Here is a 25,947-nt window from a genome sequence, read left to right as displayed (position 1 = left end):
TGAACACGGATCAAAATGTGGGAGGGGGCTTGCCCCCGATAACAGTGGTTCAGCCAACACATTTGGGACTGATACGCCGCTATCGGGGGCAAGCCCCCTCCCACATTTGGCTTTGTGTTGGTTTTTAGTGTGCGGTTGCTTGTAAGCCAGCGAGCAATAGGCGCTGATAGAGATCCTCTTTCAGCCCCTCCGGTTTATCCAACCGCATCCGCCTCAAATGCTCTGGAAACGCCTCCGGCTCCGGTGCATCCAGTGCCGCCTTGCCCAACTCCAGAATCTCCGTCAGCTTGAATTTGCTCTTGAGCCAGTTCAAGGCGCGCAACAGATCCCGCTCTTCGTCCGTGAAATCGCTGCCCAGCGGATACTCCGGGAACAGCCGCCGATGCCGCGCTTGGATACCCTGGAGCCGCTCCGGGGTGTTGTCGCTGAAGCGAGGATCGAGCTGGAAATCCTTGGGCAACTTGCCAGCCTTTTGCGCTTGTTCGATCAAGTCGGCCTGGAAGCGTGAATCGGTGATGTTGAGCAACGCCTCGATCACCTTGACATCCGTCTGCCCACGCAGGTCGGCAATGCCGTACTCGGTGATGACGATGTCCCGCAGGTGGCGGGGAATGGTGCAATGCCCATACTCCCAGACGATGTTGGAACTGACCTCCCCCGCCGACTCACGCCAACTGCGCAGGATCAGGATTGAGCGCGCGCCCTCCAGCGCATGCCCCTGAGCCACAAAGTTGTATTGCCCACCTACGCCGCTGAGCACGCGACCGTCCTCCAACTGGTCGGCCACGCCTGCGCCCAGCAACGTCACCGTGATCGCGCTGTTGATAAACCGTGCATCCTGGCGCTGCAGGCGCTTGAGCGCTTCCTGGCCGTACAGCTCGTTGATGTAGCTGATGCGGGTCATGTTGAATTCCAGGCGCTTGGCGTGGGTCATCTCCTGCAAGCGCTGGTAAAAACTGCGCGGCCCCAGGAAGAAACCGCCGTGGATCGAAACGCCGTCGGGCTGCGCCGCATCGTCCAGCAAACCGGCGTTGGCTTGTTCCTGAGTGGCCACATCCGGGTAGACCTTGCGCCGGATAATCCCCGCATCCGCCAGCACCAGCAGGCCGTTGACGAACATTTCGCTGCAACCGTAGAGCCCACGAGCGAAGGGATCGACACCACCTTCACGACTGATCAGCGGGGCCCATTGGTACACATCCAGGTCAGTCAGTAGCAGGCGATAAGCTTCGTTATCGGCCTGGCGCGCCAGCAAAGCGGCGGTCAGTGCGTCGCCCATGGAGCCAATACCGATCTGCAAGGTGCCTCCATCGCGCACCAGGGTGCTGGCGTGCAAGCCGATGAAATGGTCCTGGAACCCCACCGGCATGTTCGGCGTGGAGAACAACGTGCTGCTGTCCTTTGCATCGATCAGGTAGTCGAACGCGTCCATGCCCAACTCGGAGTCGCCCGGCATGTACGGCAACTCGGTGTGGACCTGGCCAACGATCAAAACGGTTTCGCCCGCTTCACGGCGCTTGGCGATCATGGGCAGCAGGTCGAGGGTGATGTCGGGGTTGCAGCTCAGGCTCAGACGGTCCGGGTGTTCCGCGCTGCTCGCAACCAGTTGTGCCACCAGGTTCAGGCCAGCGGCGTTGATGTCGCGGGCGGCGTGGCTGTAGTTGCTGCTGACGTAATCCTGCTGGGCCGACGTGCTGTGCAGCAAACTGCCGGGCTGCATGAAGAACTGCTGCACATGGATATTCTTCGGGAGGCTGTCTGAGTGCAGCGCGGCCAGAAACTCCAACTCTGGGTAATCACCAAACACCCGCTCGATAAAGGGTTCGAGAAAGCGCTTCTGCAAGCCATCGCCCAAAGTCGGGCGGCCCAGGCTCAACGCGGTGTAAATCGTCAGCGCCCGCTCCGGCAGCTTGGCAATACGCCGGTACAACGCATTGGCGAACAGGTTGGGCTTACCCAGCCCCAGGGGCATGCCCATGTGGATATGCGCCGGTAGCCGCGCGAGTACGTCGTCAACTGCTTGCTCGATTGAACACAACTGCACCATCCGACCCTCCTGAACATTCCATGATTAGGGGTTGGACAGAGAGTGGCGGGTCTTTGCTGCAAAGAACAGCCTCGAAACACAAATTACGGGCACAAAAAAGCCGCTCGTAAGCGGCGTTTTTGGCGAAGATCGACGGTTACAGGCCGGACATCTTCTTGATTGCACCTTTAAGCTCATCATCCGAGCAATCAGCACAGGTGCCTTTTGGCGGCATGGCGTTGATACCGGTGATTGCCTTGGCCAGGATGCCATCGAGGCCGCCCTGGTGGTCGGCGCGCTCTTTCCAGGCCGCGGTGTCGCCAATTTTCGGCGCGTTCAACAGGCCGGTGCCGTGGCACGCGTTGCAGTGTTTGGCGATCACTTCATCTGGCGTTTTCGCTCCGCCGCCGCCGCCCGCTGCCACAGCGACTTCCATCCCCTTGCATTCCTGCCCCTGGACGCACACCTGGCCCACAGGCTCCAGGCGCTTGGCAATGTCGTCATTAGTCGCAGCTTGAGCGCTGACAGCCCATAGGGCCAGTACGGTTGCTGGTGCAGCCAGCATTTTCATAATTAGATTCACGCGTTCACCCTCAATGGTGGCTATTCACGCCTGCGGCCACGGTTTCGCAGGCGGCGAAAGTATAACGGTTAGCCCGTCCGGCCGAAACAACCCTATTAAACAAAGGGAGATTCAGTCTCGCGGAATGCTGCTCGGGTGTCTCTGCAACGCTGGCAGGACGCCTCTTTTGTTAAAAGTTCGCGGGTGTGGCTGCGCTGATTAGTCGCGCCGGCACATCGAACGGATTACGGAAACGATGGGGCTTGGTGCTTTCAAAGTAGTAGCTATCGCCGGCTTCGAGCACAAAAGTTTCAAGACCGACCACCAACTCCAAACGGCCTTCCACCAGAATCCCGGTTTCTTCGCCCTCGTGGGTGAGCATTTCTTCGCCCGTATCGGCGCCCGGCGGGTAGATTTCGTTGAGAAACGCGATCGCCCGGCTCGGGTGAGCACGACCCACCAGTTTCATGGTGACGGCGCCATCAGAGATATCGATCAGCTCATTGGCTTTATAGACGATCTGCGTCGGTATTTCCTGGAGGATCTCCTCGGAAAAGAACTCGACCATGGACATGGGGATGCCGCCCAGCACCTTGCGCAAGGAACTGATCGAGGGGCTGACACTGTTTTTTTCGATCATCGAAATGGTGCTGTTGGTGACGCCCGCGCGCTTGGCGAGCTCACGCTGGGAAAGACCCTTCAGCTTACGGATGGATTGCAGTCGTTCGCCGACGTCCAATGCGGGAGCCTCCTAGGATTCTGGCTTTGTTGTAATTGAGCGTTATCATGGCGACAGCGTTCAGTATTTACAACACTTGGGCCTAAATCCCAGGGAGCGGTGTTCGTACCTGACGGTCAAGCGCCGGAATAGAGCCTTGGCACACGACGCAGGTTGCAGAAGATCTGGTACGGGATGGTCTCGGCAGCGACGGCGACGTCACTGGCGAGGATGGTTTTGCCCCACAGCTCCACGGTGGAACCAAGACCCGCCTCAGGGACGTCCGTCAGATCGATGCACAGCATGTCCATGGACACGCGACCCAGCAATTGGCTGCGCTGCCCCGCCACCAGCACCGGCGTGCCGGTGGGCGCATGGCGCGGGTAGCCGTCGGCATACCCCATGGCAACCACACCGATACGCATCGGTTTGGGCGTGATGAACCGGGCGCCGTAACCCACCGGCTCGCCGGCTGGCAGTTCACGCACGCAGATCACTTTCGATTCCAGGGTCATCACCGGCTGCAAACGCGCGGCCAAGGCCTGGTCCTCACCAAACGGTGTGGCGCCATAAAGCATGATGCCCGGACGCACCCAGTCGCTGGATACGCTCGGCCAGCCCAGCACCGACGGCGAGTTGCGCAGGCTGACCTCAGCCACCAGCCCTTGGCGCGCCGCATCAAACACCGCCACTTGCTCGTCGCTGCTGACGCAATCGAGCTCATCGGCGCGGGCAAAATGGCTCATCAACACAATCTTTGCGACTTTGCCGCTGGCCAGCAGGCGCTGGTAAGCCTCGTGGTAATCCTTGGGGTGCAGGCCAACGCGGTGCATTCCCGAATCCAGCTTGAGCCAGATGGTCAGCGGCTTGAGCAGGCTGGCCTGTTCGATGGCCTCCAGTTGCCACAGCGAATGCACCACGCACCAGAAATCATGCTCGACGATCAGCGGCAACTCGTCGGCTTCGAAAAAACCTTCCAGCAGCAGCACTGGCGCGCGAATACCGGCGGCGCGCAGCTCCAACGCCTCTTCGATACACGCCACGGCAAACCCATCGGCCTCGGCTTCCAGCGCCTGGGCGACGCGCACGGCACCATGGCCGTAGGCGTCGGCCTTGACCACCGCGAGGGCCTTGGCGCCCGTGACTTCACGGGCCAATTGGTAGTTGTGGCGCAGGGCTTGGAGGTCGATCAGGGCACGGGCAGGACGCATGGCGGCAGGCTTCTAGGCGGCAAAGTGAAGAAAAAACCGGCACCGATCAACAACCTCAGCACCGGAAGAGGGATCGTTGTTTAAGGCAGCGCGGCCACGACGGACAGCTCTACCAGAATTTCCGGTTCGCACAGCTTGGCCTCAACCGTGGCGCGGGCCGGGGCGACACCTTTGGGCAGCCACTTGTCCCACACCGCATTCATACCCGCGAAGTCGGCGTCGATGTCCTTCAGGTAGATCGTCACCGACAGCAGCTTGGTTTTGTCGGTGCCGGCCAGGTCCAGCAAACGCTCGATATTGGCCAGGGTTTCACGGGTCTGCTGTTCGATCCCGGCGTTCATGTCGTCACCGACTTGCCCGGCCAGATACACGGTACCGCTGTGAACAACGATCTGGCTCATGCGCTCATTGGTGAGCTGGCGCTGGATTGACATGCTTTGCGGACTCCTGGTGGTTGCCATAACGGGAAATATCGAGGCCTTCGGCGCTGATCTGCGGCGTTTTCTTCGCCATCAGGTCGGCCAGCAAGCGACCAGAGCCACACGCCATGGTCCAGCCGAGGGTGCCGTGACCAGTATTCAGGAACAGATTCTTGAACGGCGTGGCACCGACAATCGGCGTGCCGTCGGGTGTGGTCGGGCGCAGGCCGGTCCAGAAAGTGGCTTCGGTCAGATCGCCGCCCTGAGGATAAAGGTCGTTGACGATCATCTCCAGGGTTTCACGTCGCCGCGGGTTAAGCGACAGGTCAAAACCGGCTATTTCGGCCATGCCGCCGACGCGGATGCGGTTGTCGAAACGGGTGATCGCGACCTTGTAGGTCTCATCCAGAATGGTCGAGGTCGGGGCCATTGCCGGATTGGTGATGGGCACCGTCAGCGAGTAACCCTTGAGCGGGTACACCGGCGCCTTGATCCCCAGCGGCTTGAGCAGCTTCGGCGAATAACTGCCGAGAGCCAGTACGTAGCGGTCGGCGGTTTCCAGCTTGCCGTCGATCCACACACCGTTGACGCGCTCGCCCGCGTAGTCGAGGCGCTGGATATCCTGTTCGAAGCGGAATTCCACGCCCAGTTGCTTGCACATTTCTGCCAGGCGGGTGGTGAACATCTGGCAATCGCCGGTCTGGTCATTCGGCAGACGTAAAGCACCGGCAAGGATATCGGTGACGCTGGCCAGGGCAGGCTCAACGCGGGCGATACCGGCGCGATCGAGCAGTTCGAACGGCACGCCGGACTCTTTCAAAACGGCAATGTCTTTAGCGGCGCCATCAAGCTGGGCCTGGGTGCGGAACAGCTGCGTAGTCCCCAGGCTGCGGCCTTCGTACCCAATACCGGTTTCCGCACGCAGTTCGTCGAGGCAGTCACGACTGTACTCGGACAGGCGGACCATGCGCTCTTTGTTCACCGCATAACGGCTGGCGGTACAGTTGCGCAGCATCTGCGCCATCCACAGGTATTGGTCGATATCGGCGGTGGCCTTGATCGCCAGCGGCGCGTGGCGTTGCAACAACCACTTGATGGCCTTGAGCGGCACGCCCGGCGCGGCCCATGGCGAAGCGTAGCCTGGGGACACCTGGCCGGCGTTGGCGAAACTGGTTTCCATGGCAGCGGCGGGCTGACGGTCGACTACGACGACTTCAAAGCCGGCCCGCGCCAAATAGTAGGCACTGGTCACACCAATGACGCCGCTACCCAAGACCAGAACGCGCATTTTTATATCCTCATCGCGGGCTTGGCCGCTGACGTGTGTTATTCGAGCAATGATGGGCGCAGTATAAAAAGCAATCGCCAGTGCATTTCACTATATAAATGCCTATATTTGGCGACAATTCTCGGCAAAAACCCTTTTCACAGAGGCGTATCCCCTATGCGTACCAACACCCAGACCAAGCGGGAGCTGGACAAGATCGACCGCAACATCCTGCGCATCCTGCAAGCCGACGGGCGAATTTCGTTCACGGAACTGGGGGAAAAGGTCGGGCTGTCCACCACGCCGTGCACCGAGCGGGTGCGGCGGCTGGAGCGCGAGGGGATCATCATGGGTTACAACGCGCGGCTCAATCCGCAGCATTTGAAGGGGAGTTTGCTGGTATTTGTCGAGATCAGCCTCGATTACAAATCCGGTGACACCTTTGAAGAGTTCCGCCGCGCCGTGCTGAAACTGCCCCATGTGCTGGAGTGCCACCTGGTCTCGGGGGACTTCGACTACCTGGTGAAAGCGCGCATTTCCGAGATGGCCTCGTACCGCAAATTACTCGGCGACATCCTGCTCAAGTTGCCCCATGTGCGGGAATCGAAGAGCTACATCGTGATGGAAGAGGTGAAAGAGAGCCTTAACCTGCCTATTCCTGATTAAACCAGCACCTGTCGGGTACTCGCCATGTACTCATGGATCTGCTTCTCCACCCGAGGGTGAATCAACTCTACGGGCCCCCGCCCATTGGGGCATGGCAAGGTCTTCGTGGTGCCGAACAGCCGACAGATCAGCGGCCGTTCGTCATATACGGTGCAGCCGTTGGGGCCCAGGTGTACGCAGTTCAGCTCGTCCATCGCCGCGTCCTGCTCGGCGGCGGTCTTGCGTGGCAGGCGCGACATTTCCTCCGGCGAAGTGGTGACCGGCCCACAGCAGTCGTGGCAGCCGGGGACGCACTCGAACGAAGGAATCTGACGGCGCAGCGCGCTGATTTTCTGACTATTGCAACTCATCGAAACACGTACCGAACGGCGAATAGAGGTGGATTCTGAAGCAAAACGCCCTGCGCAGACAGCTTCGTCCGACCGCTGTATCCTGCGTCAAATTTTCCAAACAGGGATGCTCCCCATGACTGCCAGCGCCCGGCACACCGCTTCCTACTACGCCGCCAGCAGCGTACCGCAACCCGATTACCCAGCGTTGACGGGCGAAGTGAGCGCCGATGTGTGCGTGATCGGCGGCGGTTTCTCCGGGCTCAACACGGCCCTGGAGCTGGCGGAGCGCGGCTTCAGCGTGGCGCTGCTGGAGGCGCGCAAGATCGCCTGGGGCGCCAGCGGGCGCAATGGCGGCCAGTTGATTCGCGGTGTCGGTCATGGCCTGGAGCAGTTCACCAACGTGATCGGCACCGATGGCGTGCGCCAGATGAAGCTCATGGGTCTGGAGGCCGTGGAAATCGTGCGTGAACGCGTCGAACGCTACCAGATCCCCTGCGACCTGACCTGGGGCTACTGCGACCTGGCCAACAAGCCTCGCGACCTGCAAGGCCTGGCCGAAGACGCCGAAGAACTGCGCAGCCTGGGCTATCGCCACGAAGTACGTCTGTTACAAGCGAGCGACATGGGCAGCGTCATCGGCTCCGACCGCTATATGGGTGGCATGATCGACATGGGTTCCGGCCACCTGCACCCGTTGAACCTGGCTCTCGGCGAAGCCGCCGCCGCGCAGCAATGGGGTGTGCAGTTGTTCGAACAGTCGGAAGTCACGCGTATCGACTACGGCCCCGAGGTCAAGGTGCACACCACCCAAGGCACTGTGCGCGCCAAGACCCTGGTGCTGGCCTGCAATGCCTACCTGAATGGGCTGAACCCGCAATTGAGCGGCAAGGTGCTGCCCGCCGGCAGCTACATCATCGCCACCGAACCGTTGAGCGAAGCACAAGCCGCCAACCTGCTGCCGCAGAACATGGCGGTGTGTGACCAGCGCGTGACGGTGGATTACTTCCGCCTGTCCGCCGACCGCCGTCTGTTATTCGGCGGCGCCTGCCACTACTCCGGACGCGACCCCAAGGACATCGGCGCCTACATGCGGCCAAAGATGCTGCAGGTGTTCCCACAGCTGGCCGACGTGAACATCGACTACCAATGGGGCGGCATGATCGGCATCGGCGCCAACCGCTTGCCGCAAATCGGCCGCTTGGCGGACCAGCCCAACGTGTATTACGCCCAGGCCTACGCAGGCCATGGCCTCAACGCCACGCACCTGGCGGGCAAGCTGCTGGCCGAAGCCATCAGTGGCCAGCAGCAGGGACGTTTCGACCTGTTCGCCCAGGTGCCGCACATCACCTTCCCCGGCGGCAAGCACCTGCGCTCGCCGCTGCTGGCCTTGGGAATGCTCTGGCACCGCCTCAAAGAGCTGGTCTGATCAATCACGCCAGAAAGGCTTCAGGCCTTCCTGGCGGGCTTGCTCGGGGGTCAACCCGACATCGCGCAATTGCTCGCGGCTCAAGTGCAGCAAGGCCTTGCGCGTATGGCGGCGGTGCCAGAACAGACCCCAGCGGCTGATCTCGCGCGGCGACGTCGCCCGCTCTTGCCCAGCCTGCAATTCCTGACTGTGTAACATCAGCCGCACATCGCTCATGCCGTTCATTTTGCTGCCCCTCATTTGCTTGTTGCCATGAGTGACTAGAATGGGCGAGCAGGCAAAACCATTACAGATTCAACCCACCTTTATTAAATCCATACAGACACTGCCTGTACGCGGCTGAATCCTGTATTTTCCCCTTATCTGTACTGGTCCCCCGGGAGCGACCGCCATGACGCTTTACGTCAACCTCGCCGAATTGCTGGGCACGCGCATCGAACAGGGGTTCTATCGCCCCGGTGATCGACTGCCGTCCGTACGCGCCTTGAGCGTCGAGCACGGGGTCAGCCTGAGCACCGTGCAGCAGGCTTATCGGTTGCTGGAAGACAATGGCCTGGCGATGCCCAAGCCCAAGTCTGGGTACTTTGTACCGGTGGGCCGGGAGTTGCCGGCGCTGCCCGAGGTCGGCCGCCCGGCCCAGCGCCCGGTGGAAATCTCACAGTGGGACCTGGTGCTGGAACTGATTCGCGCCGTTCCGCGCAAGGATGTCATACAGCTGGGTCGCGGCATGCCGGATGTATTGTCACCCACCCTCAAGCCCTTGCTGCGCAGCCTGGCTCGCGTCAGCCGGCGCCAGGATCTGCCGGGGCTGTATTACGACAATATTCTCGGCTGTATGGAACTGCGCGAGCAAATCGCCCGACTGTCACTGGATTCCGGCTGCCAGCTGACTGCCGAGGACATCGTGATTACCACCGGCTGTCACGAGGCGCTATCCGCCAGCATCCACGCCATCTGCGAGCCTGGCGATATCGTCGCGGTGGACTCGCCCAGCTTCCACGGCGCCATGCAGACCCTCAAGGGCCTGGGCATGAAAGCCTTGGAAATCCCCACCGACCCGATCACCGGCATCAGCCTCGAAGCATTGGAACTGGCGCTGGAACAGTGGCCGATCAAGGTCATCCAGTTGACCCCCAACTGCAATAACCCGCTGGGCTACATCATGCCGGAAGCGCGCAAACGCGCGTTGCTGACCCTGGCCCAGCGCTTTGACGTAGCGATCATCGAAGACGATGTGTATGGCGAACTGGCCTACAGCTACCCGCGCCCGCGCACCATCAAATCCTTTGACGAAGACGGTCGCGTGCTGTTGTGCAGCTCATTCTCCAAGACCCTGGCGCCGGGCCTGCGCATTGGCTGGGTCGCGCCCGGCCGGTACCTGGAGCGGGTACTGCACATGAAGTACATCAGCACCGGCTCCACCGCCACGCAGCCGCAGATCGCCATTGCCGAGTTTCTCAAAGGGGGCCATTTCGAACCCCATTTGCGACGGATGCGCACACAATACCAGCGTAATCGCGACGTGATGCTCGACTGGGTCAACCGCTACTTCCCTGCCGGCACACGCGCCAGCCGCCCACAAGGCAGCTTCATGCTGTGGATAGAACTGCCGGAAGGTTTCGACACCCTCAAGCTCAACCGCGTGCTGGTGGAACAAGGCGTACAGGTGGCGGTGGGAAGCATCTTTTCCGCGTCGGGCAAGTACCGTAACTGCCTGCGCATGAACTACGCTGCCAAGCCAACCGCCCAGATTGAAGAGGCCGTGCGCAAAGTCGGTGCTGCCGCGATCAAGATGCTGGCCGAAGTGGTGGACTGACCTTTCGCGAGAAAACGCCGTCATATGTCGACTACCGCCCTGACCTGGAAGCGACTCCCTTGATGATTCGACGGCTTTTACCGTTTTTCCTGTTGGGAGCCCTGGCCTTGAGCGGCTGCGCCACGGTGAGTACGCCGCGCATATCCAGCGATGCCCTGCCGGCCGCCCAGTCGTCGTTCGGCCGCTCGATCCAGGCCCAGGCCGCGCCGTATCAAGGACGCTCGGGCTTTCGCCTGCTACCCAACAGCAGCGAAGCCTTTATGGCCCGCGCCGAGTTGATCCGCAACGCCCAGACCAGCCTCGACCTGCAGTACTACATCGTGCACGACGGCATCAGCACACGGATGCTGGTGGATGAACTGCTCAAGGCCGCCGACCGAGGCGTGCGCGTGCGCATCCTGCTGGACGACACCACCAGCGACGGCCTTGACCAGATCATCGCCACCCTCGCCGCCCACCCCAAGATCGAGATTCGCCTGTTCAACCCTCTGCATCTGGGGCGCAGCACCGGTGTGACACGGTCAATGGGCCGTCTTTTCAATCTGTCGCTGCAACACCGGCGCATGCACAACAAGCTGTGGCTGGCGGACAACAGCGTGGCCATCGTCGGCGGGCGCAACCTGGGGGATGAGTATTTCGACGCCGAGCCCAACCTGAACTTCACCGATATCGACATGCTCAGCGTCGGGCCGGTGGCAGAACAACTCGGGCACAGTTTCGATCAGTACTGGAACAGCGCCCTGAGCAAACCCATTGATGACTTTGTCTCCAATATGCCCTCCAAAGGTGACCTGGCCGCCGCGCGCCTGGGCCTGGAAGCATCGCTGGCCGAGTCGCGCCAGCAGAAGCACGCGCTGTATGCACGCTTGCGCACCTACCAGACCCAGCCACGCATGGACACCTGGCGCCGCGAACTGATCTGGGCCTGGAACCAGGCACTGTGGGACGCGCCGAGCAAGGTCCTGTCCAAGGCCGACCCGGACCCGCACCTGCTGCTGACCACGCAACTGGCCCCGGAGCTGGAAGGCGTCAACCATGAACTGATCATGATCTCGGCGTACTTTGTGCCAGGGCAACCTGGGCTGGTGTACCTCACCGGCCGCGCCGATGCGGGTGTGTCGGTAAGCTTGTTGACCAACTCCCTTGAGGCTACCGACGTTCCGGCGGTACATGGCGGCTATGCACCGTACCGCAAGGCGTTGCTGGAGCACGGCGTGAAACTCTACGAATTGCGCCGCCAACCGGGCGATCCGAGCGCAGGCAGCGGGCCGCACCTGTTTCGTCGCGGCACGTTCCGTGGCTCGGACTCGAGCCTGCACAGCAAGGCGATGATCTTTGATCGGACGAAGTCGTTTGTGGGCTCTTTCAATTTCGACCCTCGCTCCGTGCTGTGGAACACCGAAGTCGGCGTGCTGGTGGACAGCCCGGAGCTGGCGGAACACGTGCGCAACCTGGCGCTGCAAGGCATGGCGCCGGCCTTGAGCTACGAGGCGAAGTTGCAGGACGACAACGTGGTGTGGGTGACCGAGGACAACGGCCAACTGCATACCCTAACCCGTGAGCCGGGCAGTTGGTGGCGGCGGTTCAATGCCTGGTTCGCCACCTCGGTCGGCCTGGAGCGCATGCTCTAGGAACAGCGAGGATCAAGCCGGCTGAGCGGCACCAAATGCACCTTGGCGCAGCAACAGCACCACCAAACCCAAGGCCCCGACCGCCATCAGCAACGGCAGCGCGTGCCCGCTGATCCATTGGCTGCCGGCGCCGGCCACCAGCGGACCGATCAGGCAGCCGATTCCCCATAACTGCGCGATGTGGGCATTGGCACGCACCAGCGCATCGTCACGATAACGCTCGCCGATCAGAATCAGCGACAACGTGAACAACCCGCCAGCACTGGCGCCGAACAGCACCCATAGTGGCCAGATGAGCAGCGTGTGCATCAGCAATGGAATCGCCAGGCTCGATGCCAGCAACAGCAGTGCGCAACTCAAAAACAGCGTGCGTCGTGGCAGATAATCCGCCAGCGCACCGATGGGCAGTTGCAGCAGGGCGTCACCGACCACCACCGTGCTGACCATCGCCAAGGCAATTTCGGCAGTGAACCCCTGTTGCAGGCAATACACCGGCAGCAGCGTCAGGATCATCGCCTCAAACGCGGCGAACAGCGCCACCGCCCAGGCAATCGCCGGCAGGCTCAGGCAGAAGCGCCACAAATCCGCGAAGGTCACGCTGAACGATTCGGCACTGGGCGCACCGGAGCGACCCAGCAATGCCAGCGGAGCCACCACCAGCAGGCCAACGCCGACCCAGAAACCATAGTCATGGCCGGTACCGATCACGCCCAGCAGCAACGGCCCCGAGAGCTGGCTCAAGGCATAACTGCAGCCATACAGCGCCACCAGCCGGCCACGCCACTGCTCCACCACCAACTGGTTGATCCAGCTTTCACCAAGGATAAACACGATGGTCAGGATCACCCCGATCATCAGGCGCAGCACCAGCCATATCGGGTAGCTGGGCAGAATGGCCAGCAAACCGATGGACACCGCACCGGCCCAAAGGCACAGACGCATGAGGTTCGCGGTGCCGAGCCAGGCGGCCAGGCGGCTGGAGACCTTGGCGCCAAGCAATACGCCAAAGGCCGGCATGGCGGCCATTACGCCAATAGCGAAACTGCCGTAGCCCCAGCCCTCAAGGCGCAGGGAGACCAGAGGCATGCTGACACCCAGGGCCAGGCCGACACTGAGCACCGAGGCCAGGACGGCGAAATAGGTCGCCCAACGCATTGCCACGCTCCTGTGGATAATCATGGGTTCACACAAAACAGTGTGGGAGGGGGCTTGCTCCCGATTGCGGTGGATCATTGAGCACTGTTAGTGCCTGACACACTGCTATCGGGGGCAAGCCCCCTCCCACATTTGCCTGCGGTGTTGCTTACAGCTTGATCCAGGTCGCCTTCAGCTCGGTGTACTTGTCGAACGCATGCAGCGACTTGTCGCGACCATTACCCGACTGCTTGAAGCCGCCAAACGGTGCGGTCATGTCGCCGCCATCGTATTGGTTGACCCACACGCTACCGGCGCGCAGGGCCTTGGCGGTGAGGTGCGCCTTGGAAATGTCCGATGTCCACACCGCAGCGGCGAGGCCGTATTGGGTGTCGTTGGCGATCTTGATCGCTTCTTCGGCACCGTCAAAGGTGATCACCGACAGCACCGGGCCGAAGATCTCTTCCTGGGCGATTCTCATGGCGTTGGTCACACCGTCGAAAATCGTCGGCTCGACGTAGGTGCCGCCCGTCTCTTCCAGGATGCGCTTGCCACCCGCCACCAACTTGGCGCCGTCGGCGTGCCCCGCTTCGATATACGAGAGCACGGTGTTCATCTGCTGGGTGTCCACCAGCGCACCAACGGTGGTCGCCGGATCCAGCGGGTTGCCGGGTTTCCAGCCTTTGAGGGCCTCGATCACCAGCGGCAGGAAGGTGTCCTTGATCGAACGCTCCACCAGCAGGCGCGAGCCGGCCGTGCAGACTTCGCCCTGGTTGAAGGCGATGGCGCTGGCAGCGGATTTGGCGGCAGCCTGCAGGTTCGGAGCATCGGCGAACACGATGTTTGGGCTCTTGCCGCCGGCTTCCAGCCAGACGCGCTTCATGTTCGATTCGCCGGAGCGGATCAACAGTTGCTTGGCGATCTTGGTCGAACCGGTGAACACCAGTGTGTCGACGTCCATGTGCAGCGCCAGCGCATTGCCGACGGTGTGGCCGTAGCCCGGCAGCACGTTGAACACGCCTTTCGGAATACCGGCCTCAACAGCCAGGGCCGCGATGCGAATGGCGGTGAGTGGGGATTTTTCGGACGGTTTGAGGATCACCGAGTTACCGGTGGACAGCGCCGGGCCGAGCTTCCAGCAGGCCATCATCAGCGGGAAGTTCCACGGCACGATGGCCCCCACAACGCCGACCGGCTCGCGGGTCACCAGACCCAACTGATCATGCGGGGTGGCAGCGACTTCGTCGTAGATCTTGTCGATTGCCTCACCGCTCCAGCTCAGGGCATTTGCCGCGCCGGGTACGTCAATGTTCAGGGAATCGCTGATCGGCTTGCCCATGTCCAGGGTTTCGAGCAGCGCCAGCTCTTCGGCATTGGCCTTGAGCAGCGCGGCGAAACGGATCATGGTGGCTTTGCGTTTGGCCGGCGCCAGGCGCGACCACACACCGGAATTGAAGGTGGCGCGGGCGTTTTCTACGGCGCGCTGGGCATCGGCGGCGTCACAACTGGCCACGCTGGCCAGGAGGCGACCATCGACCGGGCTGATGCATTCGAAGGTGTCACCGGAAACAGCAGCGGTGTATTCGCCATTGATGTAGGCGCGGCCTTCGATTTTCAGATCCTTGGCACGTTGTTCCCAGTCGGCACGGGTCAGGGTGGTCATGCGAGTGTCCTCCTCTTATTGAATATAAGGGCCAGGCGATGTCCCCCGGCAGCCTCAAAGAATGCTTGCCCGCCAGCCAGCTGTTCGGCTCAAAGGCAGCTGCCACCCTAAACCAGCGGCCGGGGATGTTTCAATATATTTGACATAACACCGGTAAACGCCCTTGCGATGTTCATTTTAATAAACATAGACTTTGGGCTCTCCAACCCCAGGCCAGACGGGACACGCACATGAGCATCCAGGACATCGTCGACTTCAGCCAAGCCAACACCGCCCCAGACCGCTACCGCCCTGCCGCCGAAAAAATCCTCAAGGGCGATCCCGAACAAACGGTGTACAACCATTACAACAGCCCGTGCGGCCAGATGAACGCCGGAGTCTGGGAAGGTGAAGTTGGGCAATGGAAGGTCAACTATACCGAGCATGAGTATTGCGAGATCGTGCAGGGCGTCTCTGTATTGCGCGACACCGAGGGCAATGCGAAGACCTTGCGTGCTGGCGACCGTTTTGTAATCCCCGCCGGCTTCAGCGGCACCTGGGAAGTGCTGGAGCCGTGCCGTAAGATCTACGTGGTGTTCGAGCAGAAAGCCTGATCAGTAAATCCGACGCAAAAAAAAGCCCGTATCGTGAGATACGGGCTTTTTCACAAGGAGGAAAATCAATTACTTGATTTTGCCTTCTTTGTAGATCACGTGCTTGCGAACGCGCGGGTCGAACATTTTCTTTTCGAGCTTGTCCGGGGTAGTACGCTTGTTCTTGTCGGTAGTGTAGAAGTGACCAGTACCGGCGCTAGAGATCATTCGAATCAATTCACGCATGATAGAGCTCCTTAGATCTTGCCAGCGGCGCGGATTTCGGCCAGCACGACAGTGATGCCACGCTTGTCGATAATACGCATGCCTTTGGCAGATACACGCAGGCGAACAAAACGTTTCTCTTCTTCAACCCAGAAGCGGTGATGCTGCAGGTTCGGCAGGAAACGACGACGGGTTTTGTTATTTGCGTGGGAAATGTTATTCCCAGTCACCGGACCCTTACCGGTAACTTGACAGACTCTCGACATGCCTCAGCCCTCTAAAACCACATGCCCAACCCGGCATGGGTTGGCCGCTTAATCTCTCAGTCATTTGGCGCCAGGCGCCGCGTTTCTTTAGGGTCTTACCGGCTACACCTACAAGCGAAGGAACCGGGCCCCTAGAAAAGAGCGCTGCTTTATACCAGAAAGACCCATGTGCAACAACAGCCCGTGTATTTTTACCGGCGTAAATCTCGGCGACAGACGTCCGAACCGCTGCCAGGAGGGGCCGCTGTAACAGCCGACCGCTCGTCGCACAGATTGATTTACAGCGCTCGCGCACGCAGTTAAGCGCACGGCGAAACGCGCTGAGGCGCCATCAAAACAGCATTTAGGGCAAAAGCACAGGCAAAAATGGGCTAGTCATTTATCAATCAGACCACTACGGTAGGACTTTTCCAGACTGCACTCGCAGATGGGCCTTCGATCTGCAAAGGAAACCGAACATGCGCCTCGCTGCCCTACCGCTATTGCTAGCCCCTCTATTTATCGCGCCGCTGGCCTCTGCCGCCAGCAACTTGAGCGTCTGCACCGAGGCCAGCCCCGAAGGGTTCGATGTGGTGCAATACAACTCGCTGACCACCACCAACGCCTCGGCAGACGTGCTGATGAACCGCCTGGTGGACTACGACGCGGCCAGCGGCAAACTGGTGCCAAGCCTGGCGGACAGTTGGGACGTCTCGCCGGATGGCCTGACCTATACCTTCAAACTGCACCCGGACGTGAAATTCCATCGCACCGAGTATTTCACCCCAAGCCGCACCCTGACCGCCGAAGACGTGCGCTTCAGCTTTGAACGCATGCTCGACCCGGCCAACCCTTGGCACAAGATCGCTCAGAGTGGCTTCCCCCACGCCCAGTCCCTGCAATTGCCAATACTGGTCAAGAAGATCGATGCCCTCGACCCGCTGACCGTGCGCTTTACCCTCGATCACGCCGACTCCACCTTCCTTGCGGCCCTGAGCATGGGCTTCGCCTCGATCTACCCGGCGGAATACGCCGACAAACTGCTCAAGGCCGGCACGCCGGAGAAGCTCAACAGCCAGCCGATCGGCACCGGGCCGTTCATCTTCAGCCGTTTCCAGAAAGATGCCGTGGTGCGCTACAAGGCCAACCCGGACTACTTCGCCGGCAAACCGGCTGTGGATAACTTGATCTTCGCCATTACCCCGGACGCGAACGTGCGCCTGCAGAAACTGCACCGCAACGAATGCCAGATCGCCCTGTCGCCCAAGCCCCTGGATGTGGGCGAGGCTGAAAAGGACCCCGCACTCAAGGTAGAAAAAACCGCAGCCTTCATGACCGCATTCGTGGCCATCAACAGCCAGCACCCTCCACTGGACAAGCCCGAGGTGCGCCAGGCCATTAACCTCGCCTTCGACAAGGGCAGCTACCTCAAGGCCGTGTTCGAAGGCACCGCCGAAGCGGCCAACGGCCCTTACCCGCCCAATACCTGGAGCTACGCCAAGGACTTGCCGGGTTATCCACAGGACCTCGCCAAGGCCAAGGCCTTGCTGGACCGCGCCGGCCTCAAGGACGGCTTCAAGACCACCCTCTGGACGCGCCCCACCGGCAGTCTGCTGAACCCTAACCCGAACCTCGGCGCACAACTGCTGCAGGCGGACCTGGCCAAGATTGGCATCCAGGCCGAGATCCGCGTGATCGAATGGGGCGAGCTGATTCGCCGGGCGAAAGCGGGTGAACACGACCTGCTGTTCATGGGCTGGGCCGGCGACAACGGCGACCCGGATAACTTCCTGACCCCGCAGTTTTCCTGTGCGGCGGTTAAATCCGGCACCAACTTCGCCCGCTACTGTGATCCGGCGCTGGACAAGCTGATCAGCGCCGGCAAGACCACCAGCGAACAAGGCGTACGCAGCAAGCTGTATCAGCAGGCCCAGGCGCAGATCCAACAACAGGCGCTGTGGTTGCCGCTGGCGCACCCGACGGCGTTCGCCCTGGCGCGCAAGAACGTCGAGGGCTATCAGGTGAGCCCGTTCGGGCGCCAGGACTTCTCGAAGGTCAGCGTCAAGCCCTGAGAACCAGTCCCGCCCCCCAGGGGGCGGGCTTACATCCAGCCATACTCCGCCATCGACAACGGATCACCGTCCCCCACGATGATGTGATCCAGTACCCGCACATCCACCACTTCCAGGGCCTTTTGCAGCAGCTTGGTCAATTTTCGATCAGCCGCGCTGGGCTCCGCGATCCCTGAAGGATGGTTGTGACACAAAATCAACGCCGCTGCGTTATAGGCTAGGGCGCGCTTGACCACTTGCCGGGGGTAGACCACGGCTGTGTCGATGGTCCCTTCGGACAACGCCTCGAACCCCAGCACACGGTGCTTTGAATCAAGAAACAGACAGCCGAAGATCTCGTGAGGCTCATGACGCAACAACGCCTTGAGGTAGTCGCGCACCGCCACCGGGTTTTCCAGCACCGAATCGCTGCGCAGGCGTTCGGCCAGATGGCGCCTGGACATTTCCAGCACCGCCTGCAACTGCGCGAACTTCGCCGGCCCCAAGCCCAATTGCTGGCTGAAAAGCGCCTGGCTGGCTTCCAGCAGCGGGCGCAAACCGCCAAATTGCGCCAGCAGATGGCGCGCCAGGTCCACCGCGCTCCTGCCGGTTACCCCGGTGCGTAGGAAGATCGCCAGCAATTCAGCATCGGACAGACTCGCCGCGCCCCACTCCAAAAGCTTCTCTCGCGGCCGCTCTGCCGCCGGCCAATCACGAATACTCATCCCACCTCCCTGTGCATGTGCGCCGCTGTTGCGGGGCGGACGCTGTGTTATCGTAGGCCCTCTTTTTTGCGTGCGATTTCACCTGGGGAGGGGGCATCGCAGGCGTCACTGAACTGGCTTCACTGAACTGGAAAGGCAAACCAATGCAGCGTCTGTATCGGAAACGCATCGTTCTCGGCGTCGGCGGCGGCATTGCCGCCTACAAGAGCGCAGAGCTGGTCCGCAGGCTTCTCGACCAGGGCGCCGAAGTGCGCGTGGTCATGACCCGCGGCGGCAGTGAGTTCATCACCCCGCTGACCATGCAGGCCTTGTCCGGACACCCGGTTCACCTGGACCTGCTGGACCCGGCAGCCGAAGCCGCCATGGGTCATATCGAACTGGCCAAGTGGGCCGACCTGGTGCTGATCGCTCCTGCCACCGCCGACCTGATCGCGCGCCTGGCGCAGGGCATTGCCGATGACCTGCTGACCACCTTGGTACTGGCCACCGACGCCACCATCGCCATCGCCCCGGCCATGAACCAGGCCATGTGGCGTGACCCTGCGACCCAGGCCAACACCCAACTCCTGCAAAGCCGTGGCCTCAAGGTGTTCGGCCCGGCCTCCGGCAGCCAGGCCTGCGGTGACGTCGGCATGGGCCGCATGCTCGAAGCCACCGACCTGGCACTGTGCGCCGCCGAGTGCTTCCAGCACCTGGCCCTGACCGGCAGGCACGTGCTGATTACGGCAGGCCCGACCCAGGAAAACATCGACCCGGTGCGCTACATCACCAACCATAGTTCAGGAAAAATGGGCTTTGCCTTGGCCGAAGCAGCGGTCGAGGCAGGCGCACGCGTGACCCTGATCACCGGTCCGGTGCACTTGCCGACCCCCGATCGCGTCACGCGAATCGACGTAGTCAGCGCTCGGGACATGCTGGCCGCCTGTGAGGCCGCCATCCCCTGTGACCTGTTTATCGCTTCGGCAGCGGTTGCAGACTACCGCCCGGAAGTCGTCGCCCCGCAAAAGCTCAAGAAAGACCCCACAAGCGGTGACGGCCTGCTCCTGCAAATGGTGCGCAACCCGGATATCCTGGCCACCATCGCCACGCGTCCGGACCGCCCGTTCAGTGTCGGCTTTGCCGCCGAGACCGAGCACCTGCTGGACTACGCCGCACGCAAACTGAAAGACAAAAACCTCGACCTGATCGTTGCCAATGATGTCGCCAACCCGAGCATCGGCTTCAACAGCGAGGAAAACGCCTGCAGCGTGATCGACCGCGAGCTGCACGCCACTCTTTTCGCCCAGACCAGCAAAGGCAAGATTGCCCGCCAACTGATCTCTTTTATCGCCCAACGGCTGAACCAGGTTTAATTTCCATGCACGCTTTGCAAGCCAAGATCCTCGACCCCCGCATCGGCACCGAATTCCCGCTGCCGGCCTACGCCACCCCAGGCTCCGCCGGCCTGGACCTGCGTGCGATGCTCAAGCAAGACACCGTCCTTGAACCGGGCCAGACCCTCCTGATCCCCACCGGACTGTCGATCTACGTCGGCGACCCAGGCCTGGCGGCGCTGATCCTGCCGCGCTCCGGCCTGGGCCACAAACACGGCATCGTGCTGGGCAACCTGGTGGGCCTGATCGATTCGGACTACCAAGGCGAGTTGATGGTGTCGTGCTGGAACCGTGGCCAGACGGCGTTCAACATCGTTGTCGGCGAGCGCATTGCCCAGCTTGTACTGGTGCCGGTGGTGCAGGCGCACTTCGAACTGGTGCAGGATTTCGACGAAACCCAACGCGGCGCAGGCGGTTTTGGGCATTCCGGCAGTCACTGACTAAGCTGAGCCTGGCCGGGCGCTTTTGTCCGGCTCGACGCCCCCCGCAAGGCTTTTCAGGATGAAGAATGCGCGGACTTTATCAGCGAGATTTCCCCATTGAAATCAACGTATTACGAAGACAAAAAGACAGGAGCCAAGCTCCGATGGCACTTTTGCACCACGAACTCTCTGCCGAAAACACCGTCATACCCTTCAGTTTGAGCCTGCCGGTCAGCCACATTAAGGCCAGCCTTGCCCCTTGAGATGGAGTTTCCCCCCGCGATGAGTACCGCAGCCCGAGTAGCCCCGACATTCCCCGACAGCATCTTTCGCGCCTATGACATTCGTGGCGTAGTACCCAAGACCCTGACCGCCGAAACCGCCTACTGGATTGGCCGCGCCATTGGTTCCCAGAGCCTGGCCCAGGACGAGCCGAACGTTTCGGTCGGTCGTGACGGTCGCCTGTCCGGTCCGGAACTGGTGGAACAACTGATCCAGGGCCTGGCCGACAGCGGCTGCCATGTCAGCGATGTGGGCCTGGTGCCCACCCCCGCGCTGTACTACGCCGCCAATGTACTGGCCGGCAAATCCGGGGTGATGCTGACCGGCAGCCATAACCCGTCGGACTATAACGGCTTCAAAATCGTCATCGCCGGCGACACCCTGGCCAACGAGCAGATCCAGGCCCTGCACACACGCCTGAAGACCAACGACCTGACGAGCGGCAAAGGCAGCATCACCAAAGTTGACATCCTGCAGCGCTACTCTGACGAAATCACCCGCGACATCAAACTCGCACGCCGCCTCAAAGTGGTGGTGGACTGCGGCAACGGCGCGGCCGGCGTGATCGCCCCGCAGCTGCTCGAAGCCCTGAACTGCGAAGTGATCCCGCTGTTCTGCGAGGTCGACGGCAACTTCCCCAACCACCACCCGGACCCGGGCAAGCCAGAAAACCTGGTGGACCTGATCGCCAAGGTCAAGGAAACCGGCGCTGACGTCGGCCTGGCCTTCGACGGTGACGGCGACCGTGTGGGCGTGGTGACCGAAACCGGCGAAATCGTATTCCCGGACCGCCTGCTGATGCTGTTTGCCCGCGATGTGGTGGCGCGCAACCCGGGTGCCGAGATCATTTTCGACGTGAAGTGCACCCGCCGCCTCACCCCGCTGATCAAGGAATATGGCGGCCGCCCGCTAATGTGGAAGACCGGTCACTCGTTGATCAAAAAGAAAATGAAGGAAACCGGCGCGCTGTTGGCCGGCGAAATGAGCGGCCACGTGTTCTTCAAGGAGCGCTGGTTCGGATTTGACGACGGTATTTACAGCGCCGCCCGTCTGCTGGAGATCCTCAGCAAGGAAAAATCCACCGCGGAAGAGCTGTTTCAGACCTTCCCGAATGATATTTCTACGCCAGAGATCAATATCCATGTGACCGAAGAGAGCAAATTCAGCATCATTGACGCACTGCACGATGCGCAATGGGGTGAAGGCGCCAACCTGACCTCCATTGATGGTGTGCGAGTCGATTACGCCAAAGGCTGGGGCCTGGTTCGCGCGTCCAACACCACACCGGTGCTGGTGCTGCGTTTCGAGGCGGATACCGAGGCTGAGTTGCAGCGCATCAAGGACGTGTTCCACGCCCAGTTGAAACGTGTTGCCCCTGATCTCCAATTACCGTTCTGATTTTAACCGGAGCCCTGAATGACCCTCGAACGCGAAGCCGCTGCCAACACCGCCAAGGTCCTGTCCGAAGCGTTGCCTTACATTCGACGCTACGTCGGCAAGACGCTGGTGATCAAGTACGGCGGCAATGCCATGGAAAGCGACGAGCTGAAAACCGGCTTTGCCCGCGACATCGTGTTGATGAAAGCCGTGGGGATCAACCCCGTGGTGGTCCACGGCGGCGGCCCGCAAATCGGCGACCTGCTCAAGCGCTTGTCGATCGAGAGTCACTTCATCGATGGCATGCGCGTCACTGACGCGCAGACCATGGACGTGGTGGAGATGGTCCTCGGCGGCCAGGTGAACAAAGACATCGTCAACCTGATCAACCGTCACGGCGGCAGCGCCATTGGCCTGACCGGCAAGGACGCCGAGCTGATCCGTGCGAAAAAACTGACCGTTACCCGTCAGACGCCGGAAATGACCCAACCGGAAATCATCGACATCGGCCAGGTGGGCGAAGTGATCGGCATCAACACTGACCTGCTGAACCTGCTGGTCAAGGGCGACTTCATCCCAGTGATCGCGCCGATCGGCGTGGGTGCCAACGGCGAGTCCTACAACATCAACGCCGATCTGGTGGCGGGTAAAGTGGCCGAAGCGCTGAAAGCTGAAAAGCTGATGCTGCTGACCAACATTGCTGGCCTGATGGACAAGCAAGGCAAGGTGCTGACCGGCTTGACCACTCAACAAGTGGACGAGCTGATCGCCGACGGCACCATCTACGGTGGCATGCTGCCGAAGATCCGTTGCGCACTGGAAGCAGTGCAAGGCGGCGTCGGCAGCTCGCTGATCCTGGATGGCCGTGTGCCGAATGCGATCCTGCTGGAAATTTTCACCGATACCGGTGTGGGCACGCTGATCAGTAATCGCAAGCGCCCTTAAAGCACTAAAAAGCCCCACCCCTTGTAGGAGCGAGCTTGCTCGCTCCTACAAGGGGTGGGGCTTTTTTATGGTTCAGCGGTTACTGAACGCCGAACTGCTCGCGATACGCCTTAACTGCCGGCAAGTGCTGCTTGAGCTGCGGATCATCCTCAAGGAACTGCAACACCTGGTTCAACGACACGATGCTTACCACTGGAATACCGAAATCACGCTCCACTTCCTGGATCGCCGACAACTCACCGTTGCCTCGCTCCTGGCGGTTCAGTGCAATCAATACACCGGCGGCCTTGGCGCCGTCCTGGGACGCAATGATCTGCATCACTTCACGGATAGCCGTACCGGCCGTGATCACGTCATCGATGATCAAGACATCGCCGGTAAGCGGCGCGCCCACCAGGCTACCGCCTTCGCCATGAGCCTTGGCTTCCTTGCGGTTGAAGCACCATGGCAGATCGCGCCCATGATGTTCCGCCAGGGCCACGGCTGTTGCAGCTGCCAGGGGGATACCCTTGTAGGCCGGGCCAAACAGCACGTCGAAGGAAATACCGCTTTCAACAATGGCTGCCGCGTAGAAACGACCCAACTGAGCCAGGGCCGAACCCGAGTTGAACAAGCCTGCATTGAAGAAGTACGGGCTGGTGCGCCCGGACTTGAGGGTGAACTCACCGAAGCGCAAAACCCCGCGATCGATGGCAAAACGAATGAAATCGCGTTGATACGCCTGCATGAAAAAAGCCTCAGATACCACGGATTTAGCTAATTAGGTAGACGGCGTGTATCATACACGCACGCGATTTTTGGGGCCATTTATGCGGATCATCAGTGTGAACGTTAATGGTATTCAGGCTGCAGTCGAGCGTGGTTTGCTCAGTTGGCTGCAAGCTCAGAATGCCGACGTCATCTGCCTGCAGGACACCCGCGCCTCCGCCTTTGAACTGGACGACCCAGCCTTCCAACTGGATGGCTACTTCCTTTATGCCTGCGATGCCGAAGTGCCCACCCAAGGTGGCGTGGCTTTGTACTCGCGGTTGCAACCCAAGGCGGTCATCAGCGGCCTCGGCTTCGAGACAGCCGACCGCTACGGGCGCTACCTGCAAGCCGATTTCGACAAGGTCAGCATCGCGACCTTGCTGCTTCCTTCGGGGCAGAACGGCGATGAAGACTTGAACCAGAAGTTCAAGCTAATGGACGATTTCGCCCGTTACCTGGATAAACAGCGACGCAAACGTCGCGAGTACATTTATTGTGGCTCGCTGTACGTGGCGCAACAGAAGCTGGATATCAAGAACTGGCGCGACAGCCAGCAATCCCCAGGTTTCCTGGCGCCGGAACGGGCCTGGATGGACGAGATTGTCGGCAACATGGGCTATGTGGATGCCCTGCGCGAAGTCAGCCGCGAAGGCGACCAGTACAGCTGGTGGCCAGACAATGAACAGGCTGAGATGCTCAACCTGGGCTGGCGCTTCGACTACCAGTTGCTGACCCCTGGTCTGCGCCGGTTCGTACGCAGTGCACGTTTGCCGCGCCAGCCGCGTTTCTCGCAGCACGCGCCGCTGATCGTGGACTACGACTGGACACTGACCATCTAAGGTCTTTATCCAGGCACAAAAAAACCGACATCGCTGTCGGTTTTTTTGTGGGTGTTCATTATTTGACCAGGCGCCAGGTCCACGGGTAGCGATAGGCAGTGCCGTTGTTGGCCTTGATGCCACCGATGATCGTCAGCACCAGCGCTGCCACCACCAGGATCAACATCAGCAGAAAGCCGATCACCACGAACCCCAGCACCATGCAGACCAGCCAGGCGATGGCCACCGTGATCTGGAAATTCAGGGCTTCCTTGCCCTGATCATCGATAAGCGGGTCCATATCCTTCTTGATCTGCCACACGATCAGCGGCCCCAACAGGCTGCCGAAGGGGAATACCAACCCCAGGAACGCCGCGAAGTGACACAACATCGCCCACTGGCGAACTTCCTTGGTCGGTGCCGGAACCGGCAATTGACTGTCACTCATGGCGCTTCTCCTTGAAGCCGGCTTAGTCAGCCAGTGCGGCGTTCTGCAGTTCGAAGATCTCAGTCATGCCTTTCTGGGCGAGGGCCAGCATGGCGTTCAGCTCGGCCGGCTGGAATGGCGCACCTTCGGCGGTGCCCTGCACTTCGATGAAACCACCGGTGCTGGTCATCACTACGTTCAGGTCGGTCTCGGCAGCCGAGTCTTCCAGGTAATCCAGGTCCAGCACCGGCTCGCCCTGGTACATGCCCACCGATACGGCGGCGATCATCTGCTTCAGCGGGTCGCCGCCTTTCAGGCCGCCACGCTTCTTGATGACTTTAAGCGCGTCAACCAGCGCCACCATGGCGCCGGTGATGGACGCAGTACGCGTACCGCCATCGGCCTGGATCACGTCGCAGTCGACGTAGAGGGTCACGTCGCCCAGCTTGGTCATATCCAGGGCCGCGCGCAGAGAACGTCCGATCAGGCGCTGGATTTCCAGGGTGCGGCCGCCTTGCTTGCCACGGCTGGCTTCACGCTGGTTACGTTCGCCGGTGGCGCGCGGCAGCATGCCGTATTCGGCGGTCAACCAACCCTGGCCCTGGCCTTTAAGGAAACGCGGCACGCCATTTTCAACGCTGACGGTGCAGATAACCTTGGTATCGCCAAACTCGACCAGTACGGATCCCTCGGCGTGTTTGGTGTAGTTGCGGGTGATGCGGATCGAGCGGAGCTGATCGGCAGCGCGACCACTTGGACGTTTCATAGGGGATACCTGTACAGAGGACGAAAAACTGCCGAGCATTATAGAGCCGCGAGTCGATTCGGGGCACTGCTAAAAATCTGGTTACGAATGGTCAGCCT

At 60.9% G+C, this 25,947-nt stretch carries 27 protein-coding genes and 1 pseudogene; 12 read left to right on the top strand and 16 right to left on the bottom strand.

The features are described 5' to 3' along the window. Positions 1-124: 124 nt before the first annotated feature. The 6 genes from HCF10_RS16150 to dadA all read right to left on the bottom strand — a co-directional run bounded on the left by HCF10_RS16150 (position 125) and on the right by dadA (position 6,224). Complete coding sequence (locus HCF10_RS16150) at positions 125-2,047, bottom strand: acetyl-CoA hydrolase/transferase family protein (RefSeq protein WP_167655935.1); 1,923 nt, start codon at positions 2,045-2,047, stop codon at positions 125-127. A gap of 136 nt (positions 2,048-2,183) precedes the next feature. Further along, on the bottom strand, positions 2,184-2,597 hold the full coding sequence (locus HCF10_RS16145) for a c-type cytochrome (protein ID WP_090401453.1): 414 nt from the start codon (positions 2,595-2,597) through the stop codon (positions 2,184-2,186). Between the two features lie 181 nt (positions 2,598-2,778). Next, positions 2,779-3,327, bottom strand: coding sequence for a cupin domain-containing protein (locus tag HCF10_RS16140; RefSeq protein ID WP_003176893.1), 549 nt, complete (start codon positions 3,325-3,327; stop codon positions 2,779-2,781). Between the two features lie 116 nt (positions 3,328-3,443). Further along, the gene (alr, locus tag HCF10_RS16135; protein WP_131697634.1) at positions 3,444-4,517 is read right to left on the bottom strand and encodes an alanine racemase; all 1,074 of its coding nucleotides are present in this window, start codon (positions 4,515-4,517) and stop codon (positions 3,444-3,446) included. 80 nt (positions 4,518-4,597) lie between these two features. Then, a complete protein-coding gene (locus HCF10_RS16130; protein WP_017135862.1) occupies positions 4,598-4,951 on the bottom strand; it encodes a RidA family protein in 354 nt (117 codons plus the stop codon). Next, positions 4,923-6,224, bottom strand: coding sequence for a D-amino acid dehydrogenase (gene dadA, locus HCF10_RS16125; protein ID WP_131697635.1), 1,302 nt, complete (start codon positions 6,222-6,224; stop codon positions 4,923-4,925). Before dadA ends, HCF10_RS16130 begins: the two co-directional genes overlap by 29 nt. Positions 6,225-6,380: 156 nt before the next feature. Between dadA and HCF10_RS16120 the strand changes: the two genes are divergently transcribed. Continuing rightward, positions 6,381-6,869, top strand: a complete 489-nt coding sequence (locus HCF10_RS16120) for an Lrp/AsnC ligand binding domain-containing protein (protein WP_003206849.1) — start codon at positions 6,381-6,383, stop codon at positions 6,867-6,869. Here HCF10_RS16120 and HCF10_RS16115 read toward each other — a convergent pair. After that, positions 6,866-7,219, bottom strand: a complete 354-nt coding sequence (locus tag HCF10_RS16115) for a YkgJ family cysteine cluster protein (protein WP_003176897.1) — start codon at positions 7,217-7,219, stop codon at positions 6,866-6,868. The two genes, HCF10_RS16120 and HCF10_RS16115, sit on opposite strands and share 4 nt — an antisense overlap. Before the next feature lie 115 nt (positions 7,220-7,334). On the opposite strand from HCF10_RS16115, the gene HCF10_RS16110 reads away from it, so the two are divergent. Further along, positions 7,335-8,627, top strand: a complete 1,293-nt coding sequence (locus HCF10_RS16110; RefSeq protein ID WP_131697636.1) for an NAD(P)/FAD-dependent oxidoreductase — start codon at positions 7,335-7,337, stop codon at positions 8,625-8,627. Here the strand turns inward: HCF10_RS16110 and HCF10_RS16105 are convergent, their stop codons facing one another. Then, positions 8,628-8,852, bottom strand: coding sequence for a DUF1127 domain-containing protein (locus HCF10_RS16105; protein ID WP_131697743.1), 225 nt, complete (start codon positions 8,850-8,852; stop codon positions 8,628-8,630). It lies immediately after the preceding gene. 166 nt (positions 8,853-9,018) lie between these two features. Here HCF10_RS16105 and HCF10_RS16100 point away from each other — a divergent pair, with 166 nt between their 5' ends. Beyond that, the gene (locus tag HCF10_RS16100) at positions 9,019-10,443 is read left to right on the top strand and encodes an aminotransferase-like domain-containing protein (RefSeq protein WP_167655934.1); all 1,425 of its coding nucleotides are present in this window, start codon (positions 9,019-9,021) and stop codon (positions 10,441-10,443) included. 62 nt (positions 10,444-10,505) lie between these two features. Further along, a complete protein-coding gene (locus HCF10_RS16095) occupies positions 10,506-12,074 on the top strand; it encodes a phospholipase D family protein (RefSeq protein ID WP_167655933.1) in 1,569 nt (522 codons plus the stop codon). 12 nt (positions 12,075-12,086) lie between these two features. Here HCF10_RS16095 and HCF10_RS16090 read toward each other — a convergent pair whose 3' ends face one another. Together HCF10_RS16090 and HCF10_RS16085 are read right to left on the bottom strand one after the other, a co-directional pair. After that, positions 12,087-13,229 (bottom strand): MFS transporter, encoded by a 1,143-nt coding sequence (locus HCF10_RS16090; RefSeq protein ID WP_145337418.1) that lies wholly within the window; start codon positions 13,227-13,229, stop codon positions 12,087-12,089. Between the two features lie 148 nt (positions 13,230-13,377). After that, positions 13,378-14,871, bottom strand: coding sequence for an aldehyde dehydrogenase (locus HCF10_RS16085; RefSeq protein WP_167655932.1), 1,494 nt, complete (start codon positions 14,869-14,871; stop codon positions 13,378-13,380). A 230-nt stretch (positions 14,872-15,101) separates the two neighbouring features. On the opposite strand from HCF10_RS16085, the gene HCF10_RS16080 reads away from it, so the two are divergent. Then, positions 15,102-15,464 carry a cupin domain-containing protein gene (locus HCF10_RS16080; RefSeq protein WP_131697641.1) on the top strand — a complete coding sequence of 121 codons (363 nt, stop codon included), beginning with the start codon at positions 15,102-15,104 and terminating at the stop codon, positions 15,462-15,464. Between the two features lie 69 nt (positions 15,465-15,533). Here HCF10_RS16080 and rpmG read toward each other — a convergent pair whose 3' ends face one another. Continuing rightward, entirely contained in the window at positions 15,534-15,689 is a 156-nt protein-coding gene (gene rpmG / locus HCF10_RS16075; RefSeq protein ID WP_003176906.1) for a 50S ribosomal protein L33, read from the bottom strand. 11 nt (positions 15,690-15,700) lie between these two features. Further along, a complete protein-coding gene (rpmB, locus tag HCF10_RS16070; RefSeq protein ID WP_003176907.1) occupies positions 15,701-15,934 on the bottom strand; it encodes a 50S ribosomal protein L28 in 234 nt (77 codons plus the stop codon). 458 nt (positions 15,935-16,392) lie between these two features. On the opposite strand from rpmB, the gene HCF10_RS16065 reads away from it, so the two are divergent. After that, positions 16,393-17,985, top strand: a complete 1,593-nt coding sequence (locus HCF10_RS16065) for an ABC transporter substrate-binding protein (protein WP_131697642.1) — start codon at positions 16,393-16,395, stop codon at positions 17,983-17,985. Positions 17,986-18,014: 29 nt separating this feature from the next. Here the strand turns inward: HCF10_RS16065 and radC are convergent, their stop codons facing one another. Then, positions 18,015-18,689, bottom strand: a complete 675-nt coding sequence (radC, locus tag HCF10_RS16060; protein ID WP_131697643.1) for a RadC family protein — start codon at positions 18,687-18,689, stop codon at positions 18,015-18,017. Positions 18,690-18,832: 143 nt separating this feature from the next. Here radC and coaBC point away from each other — a divergent pair, with 143 nt between their 5' ends. The 5 genes and pseudogenes from coaBC (at position 18,833) to argB (ending at position 23,088) form a co-directional block, all read left to right on the top strand. Next, positions 18,833-20,041, top strand: a complete 1,209-nt coding sequence (coaBC, locus tag HCF10_RS16055) for a bifunctional phosphopantothenoylcysteine decarboxylase/phosphopantothenate--cysteine ligase CoaBC (protein WP_167655931.1) — start codon at positions 18,833-18,835, stop codon at positions 20,039-20,041. A gap of 5 nt (positions 20,042-20,046) precedes the next feature. Next, positions 20,047-20,502 (top strand): dUTP diphosphatase, encoded by a 456-nt coding sequence (gene dut, locus HCF10_RS16050; protein WP_053127661.1) that lies wholly within the window; start codon positions 20,047-20,049, stop codon positions 20,500-20,502. A gap of 68 nt (positions 20,503-20,570) precedes the next feature. Then, positions 20,571-20,747, top strand: a complete 177-nt coding sequence (locus HCF10_RS16045) for a hypothetical protein (RefSeq protein WP_167655864.1) — start codon at positions 20,571-20,573, stop codon at positions 20,745-20,747. After that, positions 20,743-22,164, top strand: a pseudogene (locus HCF10_RS16040) (phosphomannomutase/phosphoglucomutase); the annotation flags it as partial. The gene HCF10_RS16045 and the pseudogene HCF10_RS16040, both read left to right, overlap by 5 nt. An 18-nt stretch (positions 22,165-22,182) precedes the next feature. Beyond that, positions 22,183-23,088 carry an acetylglutamate kinase gene (argB, locus tag HCF10_RS16035; RefSeq protein WP_017846055.1) on the top strand — a complete coding sequence of 302 codons (906 nt, stop codon included), beginning with the start codon at positions 22,183-22,185 and terminating at the stop codon, positions 23,086-23,088. 79 nt (positions 23,089-23,167) lie between these two features. Here argB and pyrE read toward each other — a convergent pair whose 3' ends face one another. Further along, complete coding sequence (gene pyrE, locus HCF10_RS16030; protein ID WP_027608288.1) at positions 23,168-23,815, bottom strand: orotate phosphoribosyltransferase; 648 nt, start codon at positions 23,813-23,815, stop codon at positions 23,168-23,170. Positions 23,816-23,897: 82 nt separating this feature from the next. Between pyrE and HCF10_RS16025 the strand changes: the two genes are divergently transcribed. Continuing rightward, the gene (locus HCF10_RS16025; RefSeq protein WP_003195493.1) at positions 23,898-24,677 is read left to right on the top strand and encodes an exodeoxyribonuclease III; all 780 of its coding nucleotides are present in this window, start codon (positions 23,898-23,900) and stop codon (positions 24,675-24,677) included. Positions 24,678-24,735: 58 nt separating this feature from the next. On the opposite strand, the gene HCF10_RS16020 is transcribed toward HCF10_RS16025, so the two are convergent. Both HCF10_RS16020 and rph read right to left on the bottom strand, forming a co-directional pair. Then, on the bottom strand, positions 24,736-25,104 hold the full coding sequence (locus HCF10_RS16020) for a DUF4870 domain-containing protein (protein ID WP_131697647.1): 369 nt from the start codon (positions 25,102-25,104) through the stop codon (positions 24,736-24,738). Between the two features lie 22 nt (positions 25,105-25,126). Next, the gene (rph, locus tag HCF10_RS16015; protein WP_124411079.1) at positions 25,127-25,849 is read right to left on the bottom strand and encodes a ribonuclease PH; all 723 of its coding nucleotides are present in this window, start codon (positions 25,847-25,849) and stop codon (positions 25,127-25,129) included. Positions 25,850-25,947: the final 98 nt, after the last annotated feature.

The sequence above is a fragment of the Pseudomonas sp. B14(2022) genome, from assembly GCF_012030485.1.
GTDB lineage: Bacteria > Pseudomonadota > Gammaproteobacteria > Pseudomonadales > Pseudomonadaceae > Aquipseudomonas.
This window is presented reverse-complemented; position numbering and strand designations above follow the sequence as displayed.

Bases quoted from the DNA above. Each gene is read 5' to 3' on its own strand.
- HCF10_RS16150 (WP_167655935.1), bottom strand. From the start codon at position 2,047: ATGGTGCAGTTGTGTTCAATCGAGCAAGCAGTTGACGACGTACTCGCG.
- HCF10_RS16145 (WP_090401453.1), bottom strand. From the start codon at position 2,597: ATGAAAATGCTGGCTGCACCAGCAACCGTACTGGCCCTATGGGCTGTC.
- alr (WP_131697634.1), bottom strand. From the start codon at position 4,517: ATGCGTCCTGCCCGTGCCCTGATCGACCTCCAAGCCCTGCGCCACAAC.
- HCF10_RS16130 (WP_017135862.1), bottom strand. From the start codon at position 4,951: ATGTCAATCCAGCGCCAGCTCACCAATGAGCGCATGAGCCAGATCGTT.
- dadA (WP_131697635.1), bottom strand. From the start codon at position 6,224: ATGCGCGTTCTGGTCTTGGGTAGCGGCGTCATTGGTGTGACCAGTGCC.
- HCF10_RS16120 (WP_003206849.1), top strand. From the start codon at position 6,381: ATGCGTACCAACACCCAGACCAAGCGGGAGCTGGACAAGATCGACCGC.
- HCF10_RS16115 (WP_003176897.1), bottom strand. From the start codon at position 7,219: ATGAGTTGCAATAGTCAGAAAATCAGCGCGCTGCGCCGTCAGATTCCT.
- HCF10_RS16110 (WP_131697636.1), top strand. From the start codon at position 7,335: ATGACTGCCAGCGCCCGGCACACCGCTTCCTACTACGCCGCCAGCAGC.
- HCF10_RS16105 (WP_131697743.1), bottom strand. From the start codon at position 8,852: ATGAACGGCATGAGCGATGTGCGGCTGATGTTACACAGTCAGGAATTG.
- HCF10_RS16100 (WP_167655934.1), top strand. From the start codon at position 9,019: ATGACGCTTTACGTCAACCTCGCCGAATTGCTGGGCACGCGCATCGAA.
- HCF10_RS16095 (WP_167655933.1), top strand. From the start codon at position 10,506: ATGATTCGACGGCTTTTACCGTTTTTCCTGTTGGGAGCCCTGGCCTTG.
- HCF10_RS16090 (WP_145337418.1), bottom strand. From the start codon at position 13,229: ATGCGTTGGGCGACCTATTTCGCCGTCCTGGCCTCGGTGCTCAGTGTC.
- HCF10_RS16085 (WP_167655932.1), bottom strand. From the start codon at position 14,871: ATGACCACCCTGACCCGTGCCGACTGGGAACAACGTGCCAAGGATCTG.
- HCF10_RS16080 (WP_131697641.1), top strand. From the start codon at position 15,102: ATGAGCATCCAGGACATCGTCGACTTCAGCCAAGCCAACACCGCCCCA.
- rpmG (WP_003176906.1), bottom strand. From the start codon at position 15,689: ATGCGTGAATTGATTCGAATGATCTCTAGCGCCGGTACTGGTCACTTC.
- rpmB (WP_003176907.1), bottom strand. From the start codon at position 15,934: ATGTCGAGAGTCTGTCAAGTTACCGGTAAGGGTCCGGTGACTGGGAAT.
- HCF10_RS16065 (WP_131697642.1), top strand. From the start codon at position 16,393: ATGCGCCTCGCTGCCCTACCGCTATTGCTAGCCCCTCTATTTATCGCG.
- radC (WP_131697643.1), bottom strand. From the start codon at position 18,689: ATGAGTATTCGTGATTGGCCGGCGGCAGAGCGGCCGCGAGAGAAGCTT.
- coaBC (WP_167655931.1), top strand. From the start codon at position 18,833: ATGCAGCGTCTGTATCGGAAACGCATCGTTCTCGGCGTCGGCGGCGGC.
- dut (WP_053127661.1), top strand. From the start codon at position 20,047: ATGCACGCTTTGCAAGCCAAGATCCTCGACCCCCGCATCGGCACCGAA.
- HCF10_RS16045 (WP_167655864.1), top strand. From the start codon at position 20,571: ATGCGCGGACTTTATCAGCGAGATTTCCCCATTGAAATCAACGTATTA.
- argB (WP_017846055.1), top strand. From the start codon at position 22,183: ATGACCCTCGAACGCGAAGCCGCTGCCAACACCGCCAAGGTCCTGTCC.
- pyrE (WP_027608288.1), bottom strand. From the start codon at position 23,815: ATGCAGGCGTATCAACGCGATTTCATTCGTTTTGCCATCGATCGCGGG.
- HCF10_RS16025 (WP_003195493.1), top strand. From the start codon at position 23,898: ATGCGGATCATCAGTGTGAACGTTAATGGTATTCAGGCTGCAGTCGAG.
- HCF10_RS16020 (WP_131697647.1), bottom strand. From the start codon at position 25,104: ATGAGTGACAGTCAATTGCCGGTTCCGGCACCGACCAAGGAAGTTCGC.
- rph (WP_124411079.1), bottom strand. From the start codon at position 25,849: ATGAAACGTCCAAGTGGTCGCGCTGCCGATCAGCTCCGCTCGATCCGC.